Source organism: Enterobacter sp. 168J2, assembly GCF_034107265.1.
GTDB classification, from domain to species: domain Bacteria; phylum Pseudomonadota; class Gammaproteobacteria; order Enterobacterales; family Enterobacteriaceae; genus Enterobacter; species Enterobacter nematophilus.
In genome coordinates this window covers 93899-112578 of sequence record NZ_JAWNEB010000006.1, presented here as the reverse complement: position 1 = coordinate 112578, position 18680 = coordinate 93899, and the positions used below count along the sequence as shown (strand labels likewise).

Annotated in this window: 17 protein-coding genes and 2 tRNA genes; 5 read left to right on the top strand and 14 right to left on the bottom strand. The window is 54.1% G+C overall.

The features are described from left to right. Positions 1 to 16: 16 nt before the first annotated feature. From rpsO to USG84_RS16370, 7 genes are all read right to left on the bottom strand, one after another. Positions 17 to 286 (bottom strand): 30S ribosomal protein S15, encoded by a 270-nt coding sequence (gene rpsO, locus USG84_RS16400; protein WP_003861789.1) that lies wholly within the window; start codon positions 284 to 286, stop codon positions 17 to 19. Between the two features lie 154 nt (positions 287 to 440). Then, the gene (gene truB, locus USG84_RS16395; RefSeq protein WP_045260076.1) at positions 441 to 1391 is read right to left on the bottom strand and encodes a tRNA pseudouridine(55) synthase TruB; all 951 of its coding nucleotides are present in this window, start codon (positions 1389 to 1391) and stop codon (positions 441 to 443) included. After that, entirely contained in the window at positions 1391 to 1795 is a 405-nt protein-coding gene (gene rbfA, locus USG84_RS16390) for a 30S ribosome-binding factor RbfA (RefSeq protein WP_041907887.1), read from the bottom strand. Before rbfA ends, truB begins: the two co-directional genes overlap by 1 nt. Before the next feature lie 102 nt (positions 1796 to 1897). Continuing rightward, entirely contained in the window at positions 1898 to 4585 is a 2688-nt protein-coding gene (infB, locus tag USG84_RS16385) for a translation initiation factor IF-2 (RefSeq protein WP_041907885.1), read from the bottom strand. 24 nt (positions 4586 to 4609) lie between these two features. Next, entirely contained in the window at positions 4610 to 6112 is a 1503-nt protein-coding gene (gene nusA, locus USG84_RS16380; RefSeq protein WP_014885374.1) for a transcription termination factor NusA, read from the bottom strand. Between the two features lie 28 nt (positions 6113 to 6140). After that, a complete protein-coding gene (gene rimP / locus USG84_RS16375; protein ID WP_014833432.1) occupies positions 6141 to 6593 on the bottom strand; it encodes a ribosome maturation factor RimP in 453 nt (150 codons plus the stop codon). A 207-nt stretch (positions 6594 to 6800) separates the two neighbouring features. Further along, positions 6801 to 6877: transfer RNA gene (locus tag USG84_RS16370), tRNA-Met, on the bottom strand. 287 nt (positions 6878 to 7164) lie between these two features. On the opposite strand from USG84_RS16370, the gene argG reads away from it, so the two are divergent. Next, positions 7165 to 8511 carry an argininosuccinate synthase gene (gene argG / locus USG84_RS16365; protein ID WP_061096957.1) on the top strand — a complete coding sequence of 449 codons (1347 nt, stop codon included), beginning with the start codon at positions 7165 to 7167 and terminating at the stop codon, positions 8509 to 8511. Between the two features lie 153 nt (positions 8512 to 8664). Here argG and USG84_RS16360 read toward each other — a convergent pair. The 6 genes from USG84_RS16360 to rlmE all read right to left on the bottom strand — a co-directional run bounded on the left by USG84_RS16360 (position 8665) and on the right by rlmE (position 14257). Further along, positions 8665 to 8751, bottom strand: a tRNA-Leu gene (locus tag USG84_RS16360). Positions 8752 to 8760: 9 nt separating this feature from the next. Then, entirely contained in the window at positions 8761 to 9093 is a 333-nt protein-coding gene (gene secG, locus USG84_RS16355) for a preprotein translocase subunit SecG (RefSeq protein ID WP_021242256.1), read from the bottom strand. Positions 9094 to 9316: 223 nt separating this feature from the next. After that, positions 9317 to 10654, bottom strand: a complete 1338-nt coding sequence (gene glmM / locus USG84_RS16350; protein WP_028014552.1) for a phosphoglucosamine mutase — start codon at positions 10652 to 10654, stop codon at positions 9317 to 9319. Further along, complete coding sequence (folP, locus tag USG84_RS16345; protein ID WP_151412468.1) at positions 10647 to 11495, bottom strand: dihydropteroate synthase; 849 nt, start codon at positions 11493 to 11495, stop codon at positions 10647 to 10649. The genes glmM and folP overlap by 8 nt, the downstream gene beginning before the upstream one ends. Before the next feature lie 98 nt (positions 11496 to 11593). Beyond that, positions 11594 to 13528 (bottom strand): ATP-dependent zinc metalloprotease FtsH, encoded by a 1935-nt coding sequence (gene ftsH, locus USG84_RS16340; RefSeq protein WP_013098921.1) that lies wholly within the window; start codon positions 13526 to 13528, stop codon positions 11594 to 11596. Between the two features lie 102 nt (positions 13529 to 13630). Next, the gene (rlmE, locus tag USG84_RS16335) at positions 13631 to 14257 is read right to left on the bottom strand and encodes a 23S rRNA (uridine(2552)-2'-O)-methyltransferase RlmE (protein ID WP_003861812.1); all 627 of its coding nucleotides are present in this window, start codon (positions 14255 to 14257) and stop codon (positions 13631 to 13633) included. A gap of 127 nt (positions 14258 to 14384) precedes the next feature. Here rlmE and yhbY point away from each other — a divergent pair, with 127 nt between their 5' ends. Beyond that, positions 14385 to 14678 carry a ribosome assembly RNA-binding protein YhbY gene (gene yhbY, locus USG84_RS16330; protein WP_003861814.1) on the top strand — a complete coding sequence of 98 codons (294 nt, stop codon included), beginning with the start codon at positions 14385 to 14387 and terminating at the stop codon, positions 14676 to 14678. A 151-nt stretch (positions 14679 to 14829) separates the two neighbouring features. On the opposite strand, the gene greA is transcribed toward yhbY, so the two are convergent. Continuing rightward, positions 14830 to 15306, bottom strand: coding sequence for a transcription elongation factor GreA (gene greA, locus USG84_RS16325; RefSeq protein WP_006812122.1), 477 nt, complete (start codon positions 15304 to 15306; stop codon positions 14830 to 14832). A gap of 228 nt (positions 15307 to 15534) precedes the next feature. Between greA and dacB the strand changes: the two genes are divergently transcribed. Genes dacB through pmrB form a run of 3 tightly spaced genes read left to right on the top strand, consistent with a single transcriptional unit; the run spans position 15535 to position 18673 of the window. Further along, a complete protein-coding gene (gene dacB / locus USG84_RS16320) occupies positions 15535 to 16968 on the top strand; it encodes a serine-type D-Ala-D-Ala carboxypeptidase (protein WP_151412467.1) in 1434 nt (477 codons plus the stop codon). Between the two features lie 2 nt (positions 16969 to 16970). Beyond that, positions 16971 to 17633 carry a two-component system response regulator PmrA gene (pmrA, locus tag USG84_RS16315; RefSeq protein WP_253543346.1) on the top strand — a complete coding sequence of 221 codons (663 nt, stop codon included), beginning with the start codon at positions 16971 to 16973 and terminating at the stop codon, positions 17631 to 17633. Next, positions 17630 to 18673 (top strand): two-component system sensor histidine kinase PmrB, encoded by a 1044-nt coding sequence (gene pmrB / locus USG84_RS16310; RefSeq protein WP_061096954.1) that lies wholly within the window; start codon positions 17630 to 17632, stop codon positions 18671 to 18673. The genes pmrA and pmrB overlap by 4 nt, the downstream gene beginning before the upstream one ends. The last annotated feature ends 7 nt before the right edge of the window (positions 18674 to 18680 follow it).

The window sequence follows — 18680 nt, the reverse complement described above, 5'->3', positions numbered from 1 at the left end:
CTGAAACTCGCAAGACTTAGCGACGCAGACCCAGACGCTCGATCAGCGCGGTGTAGCGTGCAACATCTTTACGCTTCAGGTAGTCGAGCAGTTTACGACGCTGAGAAACCATGCGCAGCAGACCACGACGGCTGTGGTGATCTTTTTTGTGCTCTGCAAAGTGACCCTGCAGGTGGTTAATCTGTGCAGTCAGCAGTGCAACCTGAACTTCGGTAGAACCGCTGTCGTTAGTACCACGACCAAACTCAGAAACGATTTTAGCTTTAGCTTCAACGCTTAGAGACATTTTCAAACTCCAAAGTATAAAGAATGTAAGGGTGCCGATCTCTAATTCAGCGACCCCATGTACGCCCCGCAGATTGTTAAACAATTCACCGGGCGTTAAGCGGCGATATTCTACTCGTCTCCCCTGCTTATCGCAAGGTGAGCCGTTATCGCCGTCACGCGTCGACCGGATATTCGACGACCAGACGACGCGGCGCAACGCGCCCTTCACCGTCCATTTCGCCCATACCGATGAATTTCCCTTCGTCACCTTCCGTCACGCGTACCAGTCCATCCAGCGGCGCATCCGCCGTACGAACCGGGTTTCCGTTCTTAAAGTAAACGGACGATGTTAAAGGAAGATTAACGATTGGGAAGTCCGCTGCCGGACTGTCCATTGGCATCAGCAATGGATCCAGCAAATCTGCTGGTTCCACTCCCTGCGCTTGTGCCTGCTCAGCCAACGCGCGCAGCTGCTCAAGCGTCACCATGCGTTCCACCGGATATTTACTGACCGCCAGACGACGCAGGTAGATCACATGCGCGCCGCAGCCCAGCTTTTCACCCAGATCGTCAATGATGGTGCGAATATAGGTCCCTTTCGAACAGTGGACTTCCAGCTCCAGCTCATCGCCTTCATGGCGAATAAAGAGTAGCTCATACACGGTAATCGGGCGGGCTTCGCGCGGGACGTCAATTCCCTGTCGCGCATATTCGTAGAGCTTCTTGCCCTGATATTTCAGCGCCGAATACATCGACGGCACCTGCATCGTGTCCCCGCGGAAGCTCTCCAGGGCCGCATCAAGCTGTTCGGCGCTGAAGGTCACCGGGCGCTCTTCTACCACCTGACCATCCGCGTCGGAGGTATCCGTACGCTGGCCCAGTTTAGCGATAACGCGGTAGCGTTTATCGGAATCGAGCAGGTACTGGGAAAACTTTGTCGCTTCACCCAGGCAAATCGGCAGCATGCCAGTCGCCAGCGGATCCAGCGCGCCGGTGTGGCCCGCACGGTTAGCGTTATAAATACGCTTCACTTTTTGCAGCACGTCGTTGCTGGATGCGCCCTGCGGTTTATCCAGCAGCAGCACGCCATGCACGTCGCGACCGCGACGACGAGGACGACTCATCAGTCCTCCTTGCTGTCGTCCGTCGGGTTAACACGACGTTCGTCGTCATGTTTCACCACGCTGGTCACCAGGTTGGACATGCGCATACCTTCGACCAGCGAGTTGTCGTAGAAGAAGGTCAGCTCTGGCACGATACGCAGGCGCATCGCTTTGCCGAGCAGAGAGCGGATGAAACCAGAGGCTTCCTGCAGTGCTTTAATGCCGTTTTTAACCGCCGCTTCGTCCTGATCGTTCAGGAAGGTTACGAACACTTTGGCATAGGCCAGGTCACGAGACATTTCCACGCCAGATACGGTGGTCATCATACCGATACGCGGGTCTTTAATTTCGCGTTGCAGGATGAGTGCGATCTCTTTCTGCATCTCCTGCGCCACGCGCTGTGGGCGACCAAATTCTTTCGCCATAATAAATTCTCCAGACAAAAAAGGGGCTAAAAGCCCCTTTTAAAATTATTGCCGGGTGGCACGAGGCGATCCCGGCCTACATATGGACTTATCCCTGAAGGATTAGTCGATGCTGCGTTGGATCTCGATGATTTCGAACACTTCGATCATATCGCCAACGCGAACGTCGTTGTAGTTCTTCACGCCGATACCACATTCCATGCCGTTACGGACTTCGTTAACGTCATCTTTGAAGCGGCGCAGGGATTCCAGCTCGCCTTCGTAGATAACCACGTTGTCGCGCAGTACGCGGATTGGGTTGTGACGCTTGATGGTACCTTCGGTAACCATACAGCCCGCGATAGCACCGAATTTCGGTGATTTGAACACGTCACGCACTTCAGCCAGACCGATGATCTGCTGTTTCAGCTCAGGAGACAGCATACCGCTCATCGCAGCTTTCACTTCGTCGATCAGGTTATAGATGACGGAGTAGTAGCGCAGATCCAGGCTTTCCGCTTCGATCACGCGGCGAGCAGATGCATCAGCACGCACGTTGAAGCCAACCAGGATAGCGTTGGATGCCGCAGCCAGGGTTGCGTCGGTTTCGGTGATACCACCTACGCCAGAACCGATGATCTTCACTTTCACTTCGTCGGTAGACAGTTTCAGCAAGGAGTCGGAGATCGCTTCCACAGAACCCTGAACGTCCGCTTTCAGAACGACGTTCACTTCGTGAACTTCGCCTTCAGCCATGTTCGCAAACATGTTCTCAAGTTTAGATTTCTGCTGACGCGCCAGCTTAACTTCACGGAATTTGCCCTGACGATACAGTGCCACTTCACGCGCTTTCTTCTCGTCACGCACCACGGTCACTTCATCACCGGCAGCCGGAACACCGGACAGACCCAGGATTTCCACTGGGATGGACGGACCTGCTTCCAGCACTTCCTGACCCAGTTCGTTACGCATCGCACGAACGCGACCGTATTCGAAGCCACACAGAACGATGTCGCCCTTGTTCAGCGTACCTTCGCGAACCAGAACCGTAGCAACCGGACCACGACCTTTATCCAGGAAGGATTCGATTACCGCACCGCTCGCCATACCTTTACGAACGGCTTTCAGCTCCAGAACTTCAGCCTGAAGCAGGATAGCGTTCAGCAGGTCGTCGATACCGGTACCCGCTTTTGCAGATACAGGGATGAACTGCGCTTCGCCACCCCACTCTTCCGGCATAACGCCGTACTGAGACAGTTCGTTCTTCACGCGGTCCAGATCGGCTTCTGGCTTATCGATTTTGTTGACCGCAACAACCAGAGGCACCTGCGCCGCTTTCGCGTGCTGGATAGCTTCAATGGTCTGTGGCATAACGCCATCGTCTGCTGCAACAACCAGTACAACGATATCCGTAGCCTGAGCACCACGAGCACGCATTGAGGTGAACGCTGCGTGGCCTGGGGTATCCAGGAAGGTGATCATGCCGTTTTCGGTTTCTACGTGGTAAGCACCGATGTGCTGGGTAATACCACCCGCTTCGCCGGAGGCAACCTTCGTAGAACGAATGTAGTCAAGCAGAGAGGTTTTACCGTGGTCAACGTGACCCATGATGGTCACAACCGGTGCACGCGGTTCAGCCGCAGCGCCAGTGTCACGGTCGCTCATTACTGCTTCTTCCAGCTCGTTTTCACGACGCAGGATAACTTTGTGGCCCATCTCTTCGGCAACCAGCTGTGCGGTTTCCTGGTCGATAACCTGGTTGATGGTTGCCATTGCGCCCAGCTTCATCATCGCTTTGATGACCTGAGAGCCTTTAACCGCCATCTTGTTCGCCAGATCGCCAACGGTGATGGTTTCGCCAATCACGACGTCACGGTTAACCGCCTGAGCTGGCTTCTGGAAGCCCTGCTGCAGAGAAGAACCTTTACGCTTACCGCCTTTACCACCGCGAACCGCTGCACGTGCTTCTTCACGGTCAGCTTTAGATTCAGCGTGTTTGTTACCTTTCTTCGCCGGACGCGCGGCTTTTGCATTACGACCACGGCCACGGCCGCCTTCTACTTCACGGTCGTTATCATCTTCAGCCTGACGCGCATGCTGAGAAGTGGTCACGTGATAGTCGCTGGTATCTTCAGTCGGTTCAGCGGTATTCACGCCATTCTTCTCGTTTTCTTCTGCCATACGGCGCGCTTCTTCAGCGACGCGGCGAGCTTCTTCTTCCAGCTTACGGCGGGCTTCTTCTTCCGCTTTACGCTTCAGCTCGGCAGCTTCATTTTCACGGCGGGCTTTTTCAGCCTGGGCGGTTTTGGTCATTTCGTCTGTCTGTTGATTGCTCACTTTGTCTTTTTCCGCAGCGTCACGCTTCACTTTATCACTGGCGTCGCGTTTCGCTTTTTCTGCGGCCTCACGTTCAGCTTTTAATTCTGCTTCACGTTTGGCGGCTGCTTCCGCCTCACGCTGAGCTTGTTCTTCCGCTTCACGCTGTGCCTGCTCTTCCGCGGCAAGGCGTTCTGCCTCTTGCGGATCACGTTTTACAAAGGTGCGCGTCTTGCGGACTTCAATTTGTACCGATTTGCTTTTGCCACCGGTACCAGGAATGTTTAACGTGCTGCGCGTTTTGCGCTGCAGCGTTAACTTGTCAGGCGTAGAACCGTGTTCGCGGTTCAGGTGCGTTAACAAGGTTTGTTTTTCTTGCGCGGTCACCGAGTCATCAGCGGACTTCGGGATCCCTGCATCAGCAAATTGCTGTACCAGGCGGTCCACGGAGGTCTGAATCTCAGCAGCCAGCGATTTTACAGTTACATCAGTCATGCTGTTCCTTCCTGCTACAGTTTATTACGCTTCGTCGCCGAACCAGCAAATATTACGTGCGGCCATGATGAGTTCGCCGGCTTTCTCGTCGGTTAAACCTTCGATATCGGCCAGGTCATCAACGCCTTGCTCAGCGAGATCTTCCAGCGTACAAACACCACGGGCAGCCAGCTTGAACGCAATCGCACGATCAAGACCTTCCAGATTCAGCAGGTCATCAGCCGGCTTCTTATCGCCAAGGCTTTCTTCCTGAGCCAGTGCCAGGGTGGTCAGTGCGTTTTTAGCGCGTTCACGCAGGGCTTCAACGGTTGGCTCATCCAGACCGTCAATTTCCAGCAGCTCTTTCATTGGCACATAGGCCAGTTCTTCCAGCGTAGAGAAACCTTCTTCTACCAGAACAGTGGCGAAGTCTTCGTCAATGTCGAGGTATTTGGTGAAGGTATCGATCGCCGCATGGGCTTCAGCCTGATGCTTAGCCTGCAGGTCATCAACGGTCATGACGTTGAGTTCCCAGCCACTCAGCTGTGACGCCAGGCGTACGTTCTGACCGTTACGGCCAATCGCCTGCGCCAGGTTGCCCGCTTCAACAGCGATATCCATGGTGTGTTTGTCTTCGTCAACAACGATAGACGCAACATCAGCCGGAGCCATTGCGTTGATTACGAACTGCGCCGGGTTGTCGTCCCACAGAACGATATCAATACGCTCGCCGCCCAGTTCGGTAGAAACCGCCTGAACGCGCGCGCCGCGCATACCGACGCAAGCACCGACCGGGTCGATACGCTTGTCGTTGGTTTTCACCGCAATTTTCGCACGAGAGCCTGGATCGCGAGCTGCTGCTTTGATCTCAATAACTTCTTCGCCAATTTCCGGCACTTCGATGCGGAACAGTTCAACCAGCATTTCTGGTTTAGAACGGGTCACGAACAGCTGCGCGCCACGCGCTTCAGGGCGCACGGCGTACAGAACACCACGAATACGGTCGCCCGGGCGGAAGTTTTCACGCGGCAGCATATCTTCACGCAGGATCACGGCTTCAGCGTTGCCCGGCATCCCTTCGGATTTAATTTCCAGAGAGATGTTGTCGCGGTTCACTTTCTTCACCACGCCGGTGATGATTTCGCCTTCCTGATCGCGGAACTGATCGACAACCAGCGCGCGCTCGGCTTCGCGCACTTTCTGCACGATAACCTGCTTAGCGGTCTGGGTGGTGATACGGTCGAAGGTGACAGATTCAATCTGATCTTCAACGTAGTCACCCACGTTCAGACTTTCGTCTTCAAAACGTGCAGCTTCCAGGGTGATCTCTTTGGTCGGCTGGGTCACTTCTTCTACGATTACCCAACGACGGAATGTATCGAAGTCACCGCTTTTACGATCGATTTCTACGCGAACATCGATCTCTTGTTCGTATTTTTTCTTGGTTGCTGTAGCCAGTGCACTTTCCAGCGCTTCGAAAATCTTCTCACGCGGCAGTGATTTCTCGTTGGAGACGGCTTCAACAACAGCCAAAATTTCTTTGTTCATCGCGGGCTTTTCACCTCAATCCAGACTGTTAAAAGTGGGGAACCAGGTTCGCCTTCTGGATATTACTCAGCGCGAACACTTCATCTTTGCCTTCGACTGTCACCGTGATCATTTCACCATCAACGGCTTTGATAATTCCCTGCCATTTACGGCGGTTCTGTACGGCCATACGCAGAACGAGAGCCACTTCTTCACCGGTAAAGCGCACATAGTGCTCGGCCGTGAACATCGGGCGATCCAGGCCAGGTGAGGAAACTTCCAGGTTGTACGCAACGGTAATTGGGTCTTCAACATCAAGAACCGCACTCACCTGGTGGCTGACATCAGCACAATCATCAACATTGATGCCATCTTCACTATCAATATAGATGCGCAGCGTCGATGTACGGCCGCGAACGAATTCGATGCCGACCAGTTCGTAGCCCAGTGCTTCGACCGGTGCAGTAATCATCTCTGTTAATTTTTGCTCTAATGTGGACAAGCCCACCCCCAAGACATAAAAAAAGGGCGTAAAGCCCAGTTATTCTGTAGTCAGATAACAAAAAACCCCGATAAATCGGGGCTTTAGATAACTGAACCCTATAGCCACAACTGTGGCCTGGAGCACTCTCCGAAAGAATTTTTTCAAATCCAGCTACGAAGGCTCTAAGTCTTCACAGTATATTTGAAAAAGAACTTTATGGGAAAGTGGTTGCGGGGGCCGGATTTGAACCGACGACCTTCGGGTTATGAGCCCGACGAGCTACCAGGCTGCTCCACCCCGCGCCTGAAACGTGGCAAATTCTACGCGTTTTGGACAGAATTTGCAAATAATGCTGGGATTTGGTACCGAAGACGGGACGTAAAATCGGCGTTTAGTATATTGATAGTTAACCCCACCTGTCAACCCAGCTTCCGCCAGACAGAACAGACCAAATTTTTTACAAAAAACGCACGAGTCTCTTCCGGTATTCGATAAAAGATGATTAAATGAATACTCACTTATTTTGCATAAAAATGCACAAGAGAGCGAAAGCGGTCTCTAATCAGTCAATCAAGCAGGGTTTTATTCTATGACGACGATTCTCAAGCATCTTCCGGTAGGACAACGTATTGGCATCGCTTTCTCAGGCGGCCTGGATACCAGCGCTGCACTGCTGTGGATGCGCCAGAAGGGAGCGGTTCCGTATGCATATACTGCGAACCTGGGTCAGCCGGATGAGGACGACTATGATGCTATTCCTCGTCGCGCTAAAGAGTATGGCGCAGAAAACGCGCGACTGATTGACTGCCGCAAGCAGCTGGTTGCTGAAGGCATCGCCGCTATTCAGTGCGGTGCGTTCCATAACACCACGGGCGGCCTGACCTATTTCAACACCACCCCGCTGGGTCGTGCCGTTACCGGCACCATGCTGGTTGCCGCCATGAAAGAAGATGGCGTGAACATCTGGGGTGACGGCAGCACCTATAAAGGTAACGATATCGAACGTTTCTATCGTTATGGCCTGCTGACCAACGCGGAGCTGCAGATTTACAAGCCGTGGCTGGACACCGACTTCATCGACGAGCTGGGTGGCCGCCATGAAATGTCCGAGTTTATGATTGCCTGCGGCTTTGACTACAAAATGTCCGTTGAGAAAGCCTACTCTACCGACTCCAACATGCTGGGCGCGACGCACGAAGCGAAGGACCTGGAATTCCTGAACTCCAGCGTGAAGATCGTTAACCCGATCATGGGCGTGAAGTTCTGGGACGAGAGCGTGAAGATCCCGGCGGAAGAAGTGACCGTGCGTTTTGAACGTGGCCATCCGGTTGCCCTGAACGGCAAGACCTTCTCTGACGATGTTGAACTGATGCTGGAAGCAAACCGCATCGGCGGTCGCCACGGTCTGGGCATGAGCGATCAGATTGAAAACCGTATCATCGAGGCGAAAAGCCGCGGTATCTATGAAGCTCCGGGGATGGCGCTGCTGCACATCGCTTACGAGCGTCTGTTGACCGGTATTCACAACGAAGACACCATCGAGCAGTATCACTCTCATGGTCGTCAGCTGGGCAAACTGCTGTATCAGGGTCGCTGGTTCGATCCGCAGGCGCTGATGCTGCGTGACGCGCTGCAGCGTTGGGTAGCGAGCGCGATCACCGGTGAAGTGACGCTGGAACTGCGTCGCGGTAACGACTACTCCATCCTGAACACCGTGTCGGACAACCTGACCTATAAAGCAGAGCGTCTGACCATGGAAAAAGGTGAGTCTGTGTTTTCTCCGGACGACCGTATTGGCCAGTTAACCATGCGTAACCTGGATATCACCGATACCCGTGAGAAGCTGTTCAACTACGTTGAGAATGGTCTGCTCTCCGCGAATTCCGGTAACGGCCTGCCGCAGGTTGAGAACCTGGAACACAGCGATAAGAAATAATCGACAGCAAGACATGCAAAAGGCGCCCCACGGGCGCCTTTTTTATTGGGCATTTGTTGGACGGGCAAGCGTAGCGCCACCCGCCATTTTGCCAGCCACCACAATATACAGACGAAAAAAAAGACGTCTTTCGACGTCTTTCTTCTGGAATATTGGTACCGAGGATGGGACTCGAACCCACAAGCCCGTTAGGGCACTACCACCTCAAGGTAGCGTGTCTACCAATTCCACCACCTCGGTACGGAATACTTACTGCGGGATATCGCTGGTTGGCTTAGCCGGTGCAGCTGGCTGAGTCTGCTCAGTTTTTGCTGGCGCGCTCAGATTTTCCCACTCGCTTCCTTTGCTGGTCTTGTTGCTGTTGATATTGCCAAGTACCAGACTGATGATGAAGAACAGCGTAGCCAGAATCGCCGTTGTGCGGGTCATGAAGTTCGCAGAACCACTTGAACCGAACAGCGTACCGGAAGCGCCTGCTCCGAAGGAGGCTCCCATATCAGCGCCTTTACCTTGCTGCAGCATGATCAACGCTACGAGAGCGATGGCTACAATAAGGAAAACAACTAAAAGAGCTTCGTACATAATCAACCTGTTCCTTGCGGATTTGCCGCATACCAATGCTTCGACCAATTAGCAGGATTTTTGTTTCCCACTGAAGCGGGTGTGAATACTAACCAAAGCGAATGGCCTTCGCAAGGGCATTTTTGAGGCATTGTATCAACTGCGGAAAAAAACAGCAAAAAGCCATTAATTGCTCAAAACAAAGGCGGCAAGCGCCGCCTTTTTAAACACTTACTGTGAAGGATTATGCAGCTTTTACGGCATCCGCAATACGGTGCGCAAATTCGGTGACCTGCGCTTCGTCTTCACCTTCCACCATCACGCGGATCAGCGGCTCGGTACCGGACTTACGCAGCAGCACGCGTCCGCGGCTGCCCAGAGCCGCTTCAACGTCAGCCATTACCGCTTTCACGTTGTCATTTTCCAGCGGATCGCCTTTACCGGCAGTGAAGCGCACGTTCACCAGGATCTGCGGGAACATTTTCATCCCGCTGCACAGATCGTGCAGGCTCATATGGTTGCGCGCCATCGCGGCAACCACCTGCAGCGCGGCAACAATGCCGTCACCGGTAGTGGTTTTGTCGAGCAGGATCACGTGACCGGAGTTCTCGGCACCAATACGCCAGCCTTTCTCCTGAAGCTTTTCCAGCACGTAGCGGTCGCCCACTTTCGCGCGAACAAACGGAATACCGAGCTGTTTCAGCGCCAGTTCCAGACCCATGTTGCTCATCAGCGTCCCAACCGCGCCGCCGCGCAGCTGACCCTGACGCAGGCCTTCGCGGGCAATGATGTAGAGAATCTGATCGCCGTCGACTTTATTGCCTTCATGGTCAACCATGATCACGCGGTCACCGTCGCCGTCCAGGGCAATGCCCAGATCGGCTTTTTCCGCCAGCACGCGCGCCTGCAGGGCGCGCACGTCCGTCGCCCCGACTTCTTCGTTAATGTTCAGACCATCCGGCTCGCAGCCGATGGCGATCACTTTCGCACCCAGCTCGCGGAAGACATTCGGCGCAATGTGATAGGTCGCACCGTTCGCACAGTCCACCACAATTTTAAGATGCGCCAGGCTCAGCTCGTTCGGGAAGGTTCCTTTGCAGAATTCGATATAACGGCCCGCCGCATCGACGATACGGTTCGCTTTACCCAGTTCTGCGGAATCAACACAGGTGATCTCTTTTTCCATTTCGGCTTCAATGGCCTCTTCCACTTCGTCCGGCAGCTTGGTGCCGTCAATGGAGAAGAACTTGATGCCGTTGTCGTAGAACGGGTTATGAGACGCCGAGATCACAATTCCCGCTTCTGCGCGGAAGGTGCGCGTAAGATAGGCAACCGCAGGCGTTGGCATTGGGCCAGTAAAAGAGGCTGAAAGCCCTGCAGCCGCCAGACCCGCTTCCAGCGCAGATTCCAGCATATAGCCCGAAATACGGGTATCTTTACCAATAATGATCTTACGTGAGCCATGACGCGCCAGTACCTTACCAGCAGCCCAGCCGAGCTTCAGAACAAAATCAGGGGTGATTGGAGCATCGCCTACGCGCCCACGGATACCATCGGTACCAAAATATTTACGATTACTCATAGCGTTTGTTTTCCTTCGCTGCCAGTGTGGCTTCTACCACACGCATGGCTTCTACTGTTTCTTTGACGTCATGGACACGGATAATGTGCGCGCCTTGCATCGCCGCAATTACCGCGCAGGCCAGGCTGCCACTCAGGCGTTCGCTCGGTCCCACATTCAGCAATTGGCCAATCATCGATTTTCTCGACATCCCCACCAGCAGCGGCAGGCCAAAGTGATGAAATTCCGATAAGCGCGCAAGCAACGCATAATTGTGTGAGAGATTTTTACCGAAACCGAACCCCGGGTCGAGCAGCAATTTCTCTTTTGGGATGCCTGCACGCTCACAGCGTTCAATATGCTCAATAAAGAAGCGATTCACGTCGACAAAGACATCATCATACTTCGGCGCTTCCTGCATGGTTTTCGGTTGCCCCTGCATATGCATCAGGCATACCGGCAGGCCGGTTTCTGCAGCGGCCTCGATCGCGCCCGGTTCGGTCAGCGAGCGGATATCATTAATAATGTGAGCACCCACTCTCGCCACTTCACGGATCACTTCTGGTTTGGACGTGTCGACGGAGATCCATACCTCGAAACGTTGCGCGATGGCCTCAACCACCGGCACCACGCGCGCCAGCTCTTCTTCCACCGAAACATCTGCCGCGCCGGGACGCGTCGATTCACCGCCAACGTCAATGATGGTGGCACCCGCGTTGATCATTAAATTTGCGTGCTTAACCGCGTCGATAAGCGTGTTGTGCGTGCCGCCGTCAGAGAAGGAGTCAGGGGTAACATTCAGGATCCCCATCACATGCGGATGTGAAAGATCGAGATGCGAGTCCTGGGCGAAGAGTTTCATGGTTAAATCCCTGCCTTTAGTATGGTTTAACGGAAAAGAAAAACCCCGGAGCAAGCTCCAGGGTTTGAGGTACAGACAAACGCTTCAACAGCAGTGACTTACTTGTCGCCCAACTGTTCTGACATGGTGTTGCCCGGGTTTGGCGTACGCGGTTCATCAACCGGACGCGGCGCGCGCGGGGTGCCATTGTTGTCAGAATTGTTGGAAGCGCCAGGGTCTTCCCAGCCTGCTGGCGGACGCACTTCGCGGCGAGCCATCAGGTCGTCAATCTGCGGTGCATCGATGGTCTCATATTTCATGAGCGCATCTTTCATCGAATGCAGGATGTCCATATTGTCGTTCAGGATCTGACGAGCGCGACCATAGTTACGTTCAATCAGCGCTTTCACTTCCTGGTCGATGATACGTGCCGTCTCATCGGACATATGTTTCGCTTTCGCCACGGAGCGGCCCAGGAATACTTCACCCTCTTCCTCTGCATACAGCAGCGGACCGAGTTTGTCGGAGAAGCCCCACTGAGTCACCATGTTACGCGCCAGGTTTGTCGCCACTTTAATATCGTTCGACGCACCGGTAGAAACGTGTTCTGGCCCGTAGATGATCTCTTCCGCCAGACGACCGCCGTACAGGGTTGAAATCTGGCTTTCCAGCTTCTGACGGCTGGCGCTGATCGCATCGCCCTCAGGCAGGAAGAAGGTCACACCCAGCGCACGGCCGCGCGGAATAATCGTCACTTTGTGCACCGGATCGTGTTCCGGTACCAGGCGGCCGATAATCGCATGGCCCGCTTCGTGGTATGCGGTGGACTCTTTCTGCGCTTCCGTCATCACCATGGAGCGACGTTCCGCACCCATCATGATTTTGTCTTTCGCTTTCTCGAACTCCACCATGGAGACTACGCGCTTGTTGCCGCGTGCGGCAAACAGTGCAGCTTCGTTGACCAGGTTAGCCAGATCCGCACCGGAGAAGCCCGGGGTACCACGCGCGATGATTGCCGCGTCGATATCCGGCGCCAGCGGTACGCGACGCATATGCACTTTCAGAATCTGTTCACGACCGCGAACATCCGGCAGACCGACCACAACCTGACGGTCGAAACGTCCTGGACGCAGCAGCGCAGGGTCAAGTACGTCCGGACGGTTAGTTGCCGCGATAACGATGATACCTTCGTTACCTTCGAAGCCGTCCATCTCAACCAGCATCTGGTTCAGGGTCTGCTCACGCTCGTCGTGACCACCGCCCAGACCTGCGCCACGCTGGCGGCCTACGGCGTCGATTTCATCGATGAAGATGATGCACGGTGCTGCCTTCTTGGCCTGCTCGAACATGTCACGCACACGAGATGCACCGACACCCACGAACATTTCCACGAAGTCAGAACCTGAAATAGTAAAGAACGGCACCTTCGCTTCACCCGCGATGGCTTTCGCCAGCAGGGTTTTACCGGTACCCGGAGGGCCGACCATCAGAACGCCTTTCGGGATCTTACCGCCCAGTTTCTGGAAACGGCTCGGCTCGCGCAGGTATTCAACCAGTTCACCCACCTCTTCTTTTGCTTCGTCACAACCGGCGACGTCAGCAAACGTGGTCTTGATCTGGTCTTCCGTCAGCATACGCGCCTTGCTCTTACCGAACGACATGGCACCTTTGCCACCGCCGCCCTGCATCTGACGCATAAAGAAGATCCAGACGCCGATAAGAAGCAGCATCGGGAACCAGGAAATGAAGATTGAAGCCAGCAGGCTTGGTTCTTCTGGCGGCTCGCCTACCACTTTGACGTTTTTGGTCAGAAGGTTATCAAGCAGCTTAGGATCGTTCACCGGGATGTAAGTCGTGTAACGGTTACTATCTTTCTTGGTAACGTTGATCTCACGTCCGTTGATACGCGCTTCGCGAACCTGGTCCTGATTGACCTCTTGCAGGAAGGTAGAATAATCCACCTTGCGGCCATTCGACTCGCTGGGCCCAAAGCTCTGGAATACTGACATCAGCACAACGGCAATGACCAGCCAGAGTATTAGGTTTTTCGCCATGTCACTCAAGGGATTAACCTCATATTACAACTGTGTTAAAAACAGCGTCAGGATACTCTATATCCAGTTTCATTCAAACTTTCGCCTGAAATCTACCGGTTATCATTTTCGCCCGGTCGCTACAATATACACTTCTCGGGAACGGGCCCGGGAAGAGTCCGGCTTACGAACTTTGACCTTCGCAAACAGGGAGCGAATTTCCTTAAGATACTCCTCGAAACCTTCGCCCTGAAACACCTTCACAACAAAACTACCACCAGGCGCTAGTACATCACGACACATTTCTAACGCTAGCTCCACCAGATACATGGCGCGGGGGATATCCACCGCCGGTGTTCCGCACATATTTGGTGCCATATCCGACATGACAACCTGGACCTTACTATCACCAACACGATCAAGTAACGCTTTCAGCACTAATTCATCACGAAAGTCGCCCTGAAGGAAGTCGACACCGACGATGGGATCCATTGGTAAAAGATCGCACGCGATGATTCGGCCCGTTCCGCCGATCTGCGTTACCGCATACTGAGACCATCCGCCAGGTGCCGCACCGAGGTCAACAACCGTCATCCCCGGCTTAAAAAGTTTGTCACTTTGCTGTATTTCATCAAGTTTAAACCAGGCACGGGAACGTAACCCCTTTTTCTGTGCCTGTTGAACATATTTATCGCTAAAGTGTTCCTGAAGCCAGCGGCTGGAACTGGCAGAACGCTTTTTACCTGTCATTTAACATTTCCGTCCTGGTTCATCGTTGCTTGCCTGTGACGTAAATTTCTACGCAGCTATTTGGCGATATAAGGGAGATGGCGGTAGAATGAACCGTTTTCAATCCCAACGTAAGCAAAAATATACGATGAATCTGAGTACTAAACAAAAACAGCACCTTAAAGGTCTGGCACATCCGCTCAAGCCTGTAGTGATGCTTGGCAACAATGGTTTGACCGAAGGGGTGCTTGCCGAGATTGAACAAGCGCTGGAACACCACGAGCTGATCAAGGTGAAAATCGCCTCTGAAGACAGAGACACTAAAAACCTGATCGTGGAAGCCATCGTGCGCGAAACCGGCGCCTGTAATGTACAGGTCATCGGTAAAACGCTGGTGCTCTATCGCCCATCTAAAGAGCGTAAAATCTCGCTGCCACGCTAAGGATATCCTGAATCAATCACATTTTCTGTGTGAAACGAGGGATTTCTTTCAGCAGGCGAGCAAAATGCCATGCTCCTTGAGTTGATAAAAGGCCGCTACGCGGCCTTTTTCTTTTCTTTACAATGTATCAACATCTTAGTGGAGAAGCGAATTACAGGTATTCAACCTTAATAATTTCGTATTCCACTTCACCGCCAGGGGTACGGATGGTGACAACATCGTCCTGCTCTTTGCCAATCAGGCCGCGAGCAATCGGTGAGTTCACCGAAATCAGGTTCTGTTTGAAGTCGGCTTCATCATCGCCCACGATGCGATAGGTCTGCTCTTCGTCGTTGTCCAGGTTCAGAACGCTGACGGTAGAACCAAAAATCACGCGGCCATTGTTAGGCATTTTGGTGATATCGATAACCTGCGCATTAGACAGCTTCGCTTCGATATCTTTAATGCGCCCTTCACAGAAACCCTGTTGCTCGCGCGCCGCATGGTATTCAGCATTCTCTTTCAGATCGCCATGCTCACGGGCTTCCGCGATAGCGGCGATGATTTCAGGGCGACGCACGGATTTCAGGAAATCCAGCTCTTCGCGCAGTTTTTCGGCACCACGTAAGGTCATCGGAATAGCTTGCATTTGTTATACCTCTTAAACATTCCTGTTGGGAGCAGTGTTCCCTGCTCCTGCCCCCCGAAGCGGGCAAGAAGCAAAAAGAAAACCGACCCGGGAGCGACGCCCCAGGTCAGCAGCAATTTTTCAATTTGATACGCATTTTACCGCGAAGTTCACTATGGGTCATCGTTTACTTTGCAGTGCCATGCACCGTAGTATGACGGTTTGTTTTCGGGTTGTTAGCGCGAGATTATGCGATTTTCCAGTTTTATCATCGGATTGACTACCAGTATAACGTTCACCGCCCAGGCCGCGAATGTTGATGAGTACATTAATCAGCTCCCCGCAGGCGCGAACCTTGCCCTGATGGTGCAGAAGGTTGGCGCACAGGCTCCCGAGATTGACTATCACAGTCAACAGATGGCGCTGCCTGCCAGTACCCAGAAGGTGATCACAGCCCTCGCCGCCCTGCTCCAGCTCGGGCCTGACTTCCGTTTTACTACCACGCTTGAAACCAAAGGTAACGTCGAGGGTGGCGAACTGAAAGGCGATCTTATCGCCCGTTTCGGCGGCGATCCCACCTTTAAGCGCCAGGATATCCGCAACATGGTGGCGGTACTAAAAAAATCCGGCGTGACAAAAATCGATGGCAACGTGCTGATCGATACCTCCATTTTTGCCAGCCACGATAAAGCACCAGGCTGGCCGTGGAACGACATGACGCAGTGCTTTAGCGCCCCGCCAGCCGCCGCGATTGTTGACCGCAACTGCTTCTCGATCTCCCTTTACAGCGCGCCTAAGCCGGATGATTTAGCGTTTATTCGCGTGGCATCTTACTATCCGGTGACGATGTTTAGCCAGGTGCGTACGCTGGCAAAAGGCTCCCCGGATGCCCAGTACTGCGAACTGGACGTGGTGCCTGGCGATCTTAACCGCTACACCCTCACCGGCTGCCTGACGCAGCGCGCCGATCCCCTGCCGCTGGCCTTCGCGATTCAGGATGGCGCAAGCTATGCGGGTGCGATTCTCAAGGATGAGCTGAAGCAGGCGGGAATAACCTATTCCGGCACGCTGCTACGCCAGACGCAGGTCAACCAGCCGGGTACGGTCATTGCCAGCAAACAGTCGCCACCGCTGCACGATTTGCTGCGAATTATGCTGAAAAAGTCTGACAACATGATTGCCGACACCGTGTTCCGCATGATTGGTCACGCGCGCTTCGGCGTGCCGGGAACCTGGCGCGCGGGCTCAGACGCTGTTCGTCAGATCCTGCGTCAGCAGGCGGGGATTGATCTGGGCAACACTATCGCCGTTGATGGATCCGGATTATCGCGTCATAACCTGATTGCCCCGGCCACCATGATGCAGGTGCTTCAGTACATTGCACAGCATGACACTGAGCTAAACTTTATCTCAATGCTGCCTCTTGCCGGACACGACGGTTCGCTGCAGTACCGCGCCGGGCTTCACGCGGCGGGTGTGGACGGCAAAGTCTCCGCTAAAACAGGTTCACTGCAGGGGGTGTATAACCTTGCAGGTTTCATCACGACCGCCAGCGGACAGCGCATGGCATTCGTGCAGTATCTTTCCGGCTATGCCGTCGAACCGACCGACCAGCGCAACCGCCGTATACCGCTGGTTCGCTTCGAAAGCAGGCTTTATAAAGACATCTACCAGAATAACTAGCGATGAAACTCCTTATAGTTGAAGACGATCTGTTATTACAGGAAGGACTGGCTCTGGGACTCGCCAATGAAGGCTATGCCCTGGACTGTGCCGGCAGCGCGGCAGAAGCCGATGCCCTGATCCAGAGCGGCGAATACAGCCTGGTGATCCTTGACCTGGGCTTGCCGGATAAAGACGGCGCCACGCTGCTCAGCCAGTGGCGTCGCCGCGGCATTGCCAATCCGGTGTTGATCCTGACGGCACGTGACGCCATTGAAGATCGTATTACCGGTCTTGATGCCGGCGCAGATGATTATCTGGTGAAGCCCTTTGCGCTTGCGGAGCTTCAGGCTCGGGTGCGGGCGTTAATACGACGCTATCTGGGGCACAGTGATAACCTGTTGACCGACGGGGATATTACCCTGAATCTGCAAACCCAGCAGGTACTGCGTCAGTCTCAGCCTGTCGAAGTTACGCCAAAAGAGTTCGCCTTGCTTACGCGCCTGATCATGCGAAGCGGACAAACGGTACACAGAGAAACCCTCCAGCAGGACATCTACTCCTGGCAGGACGATCCGGGCTCCAACACCCTGGAAGTCCACATTCACAACCTGCGCCGGAAACTCGGCAAAGATCGGATTAAAACCGTCCGTGGCGTTGGTTACCGCCTGGAGAGCCAGAAATGAACAGCATGCGTCGGCGATTAATGGTGTTGCTGGCGGTTATCCTGTTATTTTTCCAGCTGATAAGCGTCATTTGGTTATGGCACGAAAGCCGCGAGCAGATTGGCTTTCTGGTTAACGAAACGCTGTCGGCAAAATCACGTAACAACCACGTCGAGAAAGAGATCCGCGAAGCGATTGCCTCGCTGCTGGTCCCATCTCTGGTGATGGTTGGCTTTACGCTATTTTTCTCGTTCTGGGCGGTCACCTGGATAACCCGGCCGCTGAACAAACTGCGCGTGAGCCTGGCTAACCGTTCGGCGGATAACTTAACCCCGCTTCCTATGTATTCCGACATGGAAGAAATCGGCGCCGTGACCACCTCGCTCAATCAGCTACTCGCCAGGCTGGACAGTACCATTCAGCAGGAGCGTCTCTTCACGGCGGACGCCGCCCACGAACTGCGAACGCCCCTTGCCGGAATCAGGCTCCATCTGGAGCTCATGGCCCAGTCAGGCTCTCCGCAGGCTACGACGCTCATCAGCCGTATCGACCAGCTAATGCATACCGTTGAGCAACTGCTGATGCTGGCCCGTGCCGGCCAGGCGATGGCGAGCGGCCACTATGAAACCATCAACTGGACGGAGACTATCATCACGCCTCTTGGTCTTGAGCATGAAGCCAAAGCGCACACGGTGATATGGCCGGACAAAAGTCCGCTCACGGTACAGGGAGACGCGGTACTGCTGCGGCTGATGCTGCGCAACCTGCTGGAGAATGCCGGGCGCTACAGCCCAACGGGCACCACGATTACCGTGACGCTCACCGAGGTCGAAGGCGGTACTCAGCTCAGCGTAATCGATCAGGGGCCTGGCATTGACGAAGCGCACCGACAGTCGATCACGGAGCCGTTCCGTCGTCTCGATCAGCGTTACGGCGGCAGCGGCCTGGGCCTGAGTATCGTACAGCGCATCCTGCAGCTTCATCACGGTAGGCTGATGCTGGAGAACGGTGCTGAAGGCGGGCTGATAGCAAGCTGCTGGCTGCCCTCAACGCTGGAATGAAAAAAGC

What these genes read in the sequence shown, in the direction of transcription:
- rpsO (WP_003861789.1), bottom strand. Translation starts at nt 286, where the DNA reads ATGTCTCTAAGCGTTGAAGCTAAAGCTAAAATCGTTTCTGAGTTTGGT.
- truB (WP_045260076.1), bottom strand. Translation starts at nt 1,391, where the DNA reads ATGAGTCGTCCTCGTCGTCGCGGTCGCGACGTGCATGGCGTGCTGCTG.
- rbfA (WP_041907887.1), bottom strand. Translation starts at nt 1,795, where the DNA reads ATGGCGAAAGAATTTGGTCGCCCACAGCGCGTGGCGCAGGAGATGCAG.
- infB (WP_041907885.1), bottom strand. Translation starts at nt 4,585, where the DNA reads ATGACTGATGTAACTGTAAAATCGCTGGCTGCTGAGATTCAGACCTCC.
- nusA (WP_014885374.1), bottom strand. Translation starts at nt 6,112, where the DNA reads ATGAACAAAGAAATTTTGGCTGTTGTTGAAGCCGTCTCCAACGAGAAA.
- argG (WP_061096957.1), top strand. Translation starts at nt 7,165, where the DNA reads ATGACGACGATTCTCAAGCATCTTCCGGTAGGACAACGTATTGGCATC.
- secG (WP_021242256.1), bottom strand. Translation starts at nt 9,093, where the DNA reads ATGTACGAAGCTCTTTTAGTTGTTTTCCTTATTGTAGCCATCGCTCTC.
- glmM (WP_028014552.1), bottom strand. Translation starts at nt 10,654, where the DNA reads ATGAGTAATCGTAAATATTTTGGTACCGATGGTATCCGTGGGCGCGTA.
- folP (WP_151412468.1), bottom strand. Translation starts at nt 11,495, where the DNA reads ATGAAACTCTTCGCCCAGGACTCGCATCTCGATCTTTCACATCCGCAT.
- ftsH (WP_013098921.1), bottom strand. Translation starts at nt 13,528, where the DNA reads ATGGCGAAAAACCTAATACTCTGGCTGGTCATTGCCGTTGTGCTGATG.
- rlmE (WP_003861812.1), bottom strand. Translation starts at nt 14,257, where the DNA reads ATGACAGGTAAAAAGCGTTCTGCCAGTTCCAGCCGCTGGCTTCAGGAA.
- yhbY (WP_003861814.1), top strand. Translation starts at nt 14,385, where the DNA reads ATGAATCTGAGTACTAAACAAAAACAGCACCTTAAAGGTCTGGCACAT.
- greA (WP_006812122.1), bottom strand. Translation starts at nt 15,306, where the DNA reads ATGCAAGCTATTCCGATGACCTTACGTGGTGCCGAAAAACTGCGCGAA.
- dacB (WP_151412467.1), top strand. Translation starts at nt 15,535, where the DNA reads ATGCGATTTTCCAGTTTTATCATCGGATTGACTACCAGTATAACGTTC.
- pmrA (WP_253543346.1), top strand. Translation starts at nt 16,971, where the DNA reads ATGAAACTCCTTATAGTTGAAGACGATCTGTTATTACAGGAAGGACTG.
- pmrB (WP_061096954.1), top strand. Translation starts at nt 17,630, where the DNA reads ATGAACAGCATGCGTCGGCGATTAATGGTGTTGCTGGCGGTTATCCTG.